The sequence below is a fragment of the Arthrobacter sp. GCM10027362 genome (genome assembly GCF_042679445.1).
Classification (GTDB): domain Bacteria; phylum Actinomycetota; class Actinomycetes; order Actinomycetales; family Micrococcaceae; genus Crystallibacter.
Window position 1 is genome coordinate 1 of record NZ_JBHTML010000245.1, and the last position, 4,809, is coordinate 4,809.

Annotated in this window: 5 protein-coding genes and 2 pseudogenes; all 7 read left to right on the plus strand. The window is 69.7% G+C overall.

The window, feature by feature from the left end:
- A pseudogene (locus ACFQ36_RS20765) lies at positions 1–284 on the plus strand (orotidine 5'-phosphate decarboxylase); the annotation flags it as partial.
- A 90-nt stretch (positions 285–374) separates the two neighbouring features.
- Positions 375–701 carry an integration host factor, actinobacterial type gene (gene mihF / locus ACFQ36_RS20770; RefSeq protein WP_377017129.1) on the plus strand — a complete coding sequence of 109 codons (327 nt, stop codon included), beginning with the start codon at positions 375–377 and terminating at the stop codon, positions 699–701.
- 42 nt (positions 702–743) lie between these two features.
- Positions 744–1,316: a guanylate kinase gene (gmk, locus tag ACFQ36_RS20775; RefSeq protein WP_377017131.1), complete on the plus strand. Its 573-nt coding sequence runs from the start codon at positions 744–746 to the stop codon at positions 1,314–1,316.
- 28 nt (positions 1,317–1,344) lie between these two features.
- Positions 1,345–1,608 carry a DNA-directed RNA polymerase subunit omega gene (gene rpoZ / locus ACFQ36_RS20780; RefSeq protein WP_377017133.1) on the plus strand — a complete coding sequence of 88 codons (264 nt, stop codon included), beginning with the start codon at positions 1,345–1,347 and terminating at the stop codon, positions 1,606–1,608.
- A 42-nt stretch (positions 1,609–1,650) separates the two neighbouring features.
- On the plus strand, positions 1,651–2,877 hold the full coding sequence (coaBC, locus tag ACFQ36_RS20785; protein ID WP_377017135.1) for a bifunctional phosphopantothenoylcysteine decarboxylase/phosphopantothenate--cysteine ligase CoaBC: 1,227 nt from the start codon (positions 1,651–1,653) through the stop codon (positions 2,875–2,877).
- Positions 2,878–2,951: 74 nt separating this feature from the next.
- A complete protein-coding gene (gene metK, locus ACFQ36_RS20790) occupies positions 2,952–4,166 on the plus strand; it encodes a methionine adenosyltransferase (protein ID WP_377017137.1) in 1,215 nt (404 codons plus the stop codon).
- A gap of 4 nt (positions 4,167–4,170) precedes the next feature.
- Positions 4,171–4,809, plus strand: a pseudogene (locus ACFQ36_RS20795) (primosomal protein N'); the annotation flags it as partial.

The window sequence follows — 4,809 nt, forward strand, 5'->3', positions numbered from 1 at the left end:
CCGACGGCGGCGGGCTGGGTTCCGTAGGCCTGGTGGTCGGGGCGACCGTCGGTTCCGCCATCGCGGATCTGGGCCTGGACCTTGCCGCGGTGAACGGCCCGCTGCTGGCCCCGGGACTGGGCGCCCAGGGTGCCACCGGCGCGGACCTGGCCGCCACTTTCGGCGCCGCCTACGCCAATGTCCTGGGTACCTCCAGCCGCGACATCCTCGGGGCCGGACCGGACCCGCAGGGGCTGCGGGCCGCCGCCGAAAGGACCTTGGCAGCCTTGGCCGGGGAGGATTGATTTTCCGCGTGGCTAGCGGATAGGTTCAGTGCAGGCCGATGTAATCCGCGCCACACGGCACGGACGCCGCGAGCGATGTGGAGGTTCGATGTGAGTCTGCGACCACTGACGGACGGCGAACGGACGGCGGCCAGGCTGAAGGCGACTGCGGCCCGGGCGGAACGCGCGGACGTCAAGGCGAAACTGAAGTCCGGCCAGGCGACGGTGGCCGAGGTCATCGAAGCCGGCCGGACGGTCGAGGCCATTGGCCGGCTCCGGGTGGCCGAGCTGCTCGAGTCCCTGCCCGGCGTCGGCAAGGTGCGTGCGGCCCGCATCATGGATACGGTAGGCATCGCGCGCACCCGCCGGGTCCGCGGCCTGGGCATCCACCAGCGCAAGGCGCTGCTGGAACTGCTCGAACCCGGCTCATCCTCCTGACCCGTTTTCAGGCTCTGCGGCCGGACCCGGTAGATTGAAGGTATGCCACCCACGCCCCGCCTGACCGTCCTCGCCGGCCCCACCGCCGTCGGCAAGGGAACCGTTTCCACCTACATTCGCGACAACTATCCGGAGGTCTGGCTCTCGGTGTCGGCGACCACCCGGCCCCCGCGGCCGGGCGAGGTGGACGGCGTGCACTACTTCTTCGTCTCCGCCGAGGAGTTCGACCGGCTGGTGGAGACCGGCCAGATGCTCGAGTGGGCGGTGGTGCACGGGGTCAACCGCTACGGCACCATCCGCGCCACGGTGCAGCAGGCGATGGCCGAGGGCAAATCCGTGCTGCTGGAAATCGACCTGCAGGGCGCCCGGCAGGTCAAGGCCACCATGCCGGAGGCGAATTTCGTCTTCCTGGCCCCGCCGAGCTGGGATGAAATGGTCCGCCGGCTGGTCGGCCGCGGCACCGAAAGCCCCGATGAACAGCGCCGCCGGCTGGAAACCGCTAAACTGGAACTTGCTGCCGAACCGGAATTCGACTTCACCGTCATTAATGACGATGTGAAGCGGGCAGCAGACGAGCTCGTTTCATTGATGGGACTGGTCCCGCACCAGCGCTGACGCGCGTCCCACGGAATTTGGAGAATTTGTGTCGACCAACCTCGAAGGCATCATCAACCCGCCGATCGACTCCCTGCTGGAGGCCGCGGACTCGAAGTACGCCCTGGTGATCTTCGGCGCCAAGCGCGCCCGGCAGATCAACGCCTATTACTCCCAGCTGCACGAGGGCCTGTTCGAGTACGTCGGCCCGCTCGTTGACACCCGGCTCAACGAGAAGCCGCTCTCCATCGCGCTGCGCGAAATCAACGAGGGCCTGCTGGTCAGCAAGCCGGTCGAACCGGCAGCCGAGTAACCGGCAACAGGCAAGGTACAACAGGATAGTCCCGGAGCAGGCATGCGGATCGTACTTGGTGTGGGCGGTGGAATCGCCGCCTACAAGGCCGCGTCCCTGCTCCGGTTGTTTAAGGAAGCCGGCCACGAGGTGACCGTCATCCCCACGGAGGCTGCCGGCAAGTTCGTGGGCCGGGCCACCTGGGAGGCGCTCTCCGGCAACCCGGTCAGCAACAGCGTCTTCGACGCGGTGGAGACGGTCAACCACGTCCGGCTGGGGCAGGAGGCGGACCTCGTCGTCGTCGCCCCCGCCACCGCGGACCTGCTGGCCCGCGCCGCCGCGGGCCTGGCTTCGGACCTGCTGACCAATACGCTGCTGATGGCGCGGGGCACCGTCGTGATGGTCCCGGCCATGCACACCGAGATGTGGCAGCATCCGGCCACCGCCGCCAACGTCGCCACGCTGCGCGGCCGCGGCACCGTCGTCATGGAACCTGCCGTGGGCCGGCTGACGGGCCCGGATTCGGGTCCCGGACGGCTGCCGGAACCGGCGGAGATCTTCGATTTCCTGGCTCCCTACCTCGCCGGCCCGCTTCCGGCCGGCGAGCTGCCGCTGCAGGGCCGGCGCGTGCTGGTCACCGCCGGCGGCACGCGCGAGCCGCTGGATCCGGTGCGCTTCCTCGGCAACCGTTCCTCCGGCAAGCAGGGCGTGGCGCTGGCCCGCGCCGCCGCGGCTGCCGGGGCGGACGTGCACCTGGTGGCCGCGCACATGGATGTTCCCGCCCCGGAGAACGTGGAGCTGACCCGGGTGGAAACCGCGCTCCAGTTGCGCGAGGCCACCCTGCAGGCCGCCGCCGGCGCCGACGTCGTCATTATGGCCGCAGCGGTGGCGGACTTCCGTCCCGCCCAGGCCGCCGGCACCAAGATCAAGAAGCGCGACGACGCCGCCGATCCGGTGCTCACCCTGGTGCGCAATCCGGACATCCTGCGCGAGCTGGTCACCCGGCGCGAGGAGCATGACGCCGGCCCGGAACTGATCGTCGGCTTCGCCGCCGAAACCGGCGACGCCGAGGCGGGCGTGCTGGACTACGCGCGGCAGAAGCTGGCGCGCAAGGGCTGCGACCTGCTGGTGCTGAACCAGGTGGGCAAGGACCTGGTCTTCGGCCAGGACTCGACTACCGTGACCATCCTGGACCGGGACGGCAGCGAACCGGAAACCGTCAGCGGCAGCAAGGACGCCACCGCGGCGGCCATCATCGGGCGCATCGCCGGCGAGCTCAAACCCCGGTAACCGGCCGGAAGGAATCTCCCGCCGCCGGCGTTGCCCACAGCCCGTGGGGCGGACGCCTCGGCAGCAAGTAAGGTATGTCTGTGACTTCAACTGATAGCAATCTGCGGCTCTTCACGTCCGAATCCGTGACCGAGGGCCATCCGGACAAGATTTGCGACCAGATTTCGGACGCAATCCTGGACGCCCTCCTGACGGTCGATCCCGATTCCCGGGTGGCGGTGGAAACCCTGGTGACCACCGGCTTGGTCCACGTGGTCGGCGAGGTGACCACCGAGGGCTACGTGGAGATCCCGCAGATTGTGCGCGAGACGATCCTGAACATCGGCTACAACTCCTCCGACAAGGGCTTCGACGGCGCGCGCTGCGGGGTCTCGGTGTCCATCGGCCAGCAGTCACCTGAGATCTACTCCGGCGTGTTCGGTGCCTCGGTGGAGCAGCGCGAGGGCAAGCAGCAGGACCCCTACGACCTGCAGGGCGCCGGGGACCAGGGCATCATGTTCGGCTACGCCAGCGACGAGACGGCTGTGCTCATGCCCACCCCGATCTGGCTGGCCCACCGGCTGTCCGAGCGGCTGACCGAGGTGCGCAAGAACGGCACCGTGCCCTACCTGCGCCCGGACGGCAAGACCCAGGTCACCGTCGGCTACGACGGGATGACGCCGGTCTCCGTGGACACCGTGGTCATTTCCAGCCAGCACGAGGCCGGCGTGGACCACAAGCACCTGCACAGCGACCTGATCCGGCACGTCATCGAACCGGTGCTGGCCACCTCCAACCTGGACACCACCCATGTGCGCCACATCCTCAACCCCGGCGGCGACTTTGTCATCGGCGGCCCGGTGGGCGACGCCGGACTGACCGGGCGCAAGATCATCGTGGACACCTACGGCGGTATGGCCCGGCACGGCGGCGGCGCCTTCAGCGGCAAGGACCCGTCCAAGGTGGACCGGTCCGCCGCCTACGCCATGCGCTGGGTGGCCAAGAACGTGGTGGCCGCCGGGCTGGCCCGCCGCGCCGAGATCCAGATCGCCTATGCCATCGGCATGGCGCACCCGGTGGGCATCTACGTGGAAACCTTCGGTACCGAAACCGTGGACCCGCTGAAGATTGCCGCGGCCATCAACGCGGTCTTCGACCTGCGGCCGCTGGGCATCATCAACGACCTGCAGCTCAAGCGCCCCATCTACAAGCAGACCGCTGCGCACGGCCACTTCGGCCGCGAGCACGAGAACTTCACCTGGGAGCGGACGGACCGGGTCGAGGCGCTGCGCAGCTACTTCAACGCCTGAGCCCATGAGCGGCGGAGCCGGGACAACGGGGGACGCCGTCCAGCTTTCCCTGCTGCAGGGATTCGGCCAGCCCAAGCGGCCGCGCGGAACCTCGGCCGCGGCCGCGGAAAACCCCGTGGCGCAGGTGCTGATCGAGTCCCCGCTGCCCCATCTGGACCGGTCCTTCGACTACCTGGTGCCCGAGGAACTGGCGGCCGGCGCCGTGCCCGGCGCCCGGGTCAAGGCCCGCTTCGGCGGCCAGGAAGTCTCCGGCTACATTACCGCACGCAAGGCGGAGGCACCCGAGGGCGTGCGCCTGGTGGCGCTGTCCAAGGTGGTCTCGCCCCAGCCGGTGCTCACTCCCGGACTGCTGCGGCTGGCCACCGCCGTGGCCGAACGCTACGCCGGCACGGTCAGCGATGTGGTGCGCGCGGCGGTGCCGCCGCGGGTGGCCAGGGTCGACCAGGAGTTCGCGGACCGGGCGCAGGCGGTGCAGGAGGTGCCCGGCGCGCTGCCCGCGGCAAAAGTGGACGCGTCCTGCTATGCCGGTTACCGCAGCGGGCCGGCCTTTCTGGGGCATCTGGCCGCGGGCCAGTCCCCGCGCGCGGTGCTGACCAGCCACCGCTCCTACGGGCCGGCGGCCTGGCCGGTGCAGGTGGCCGCC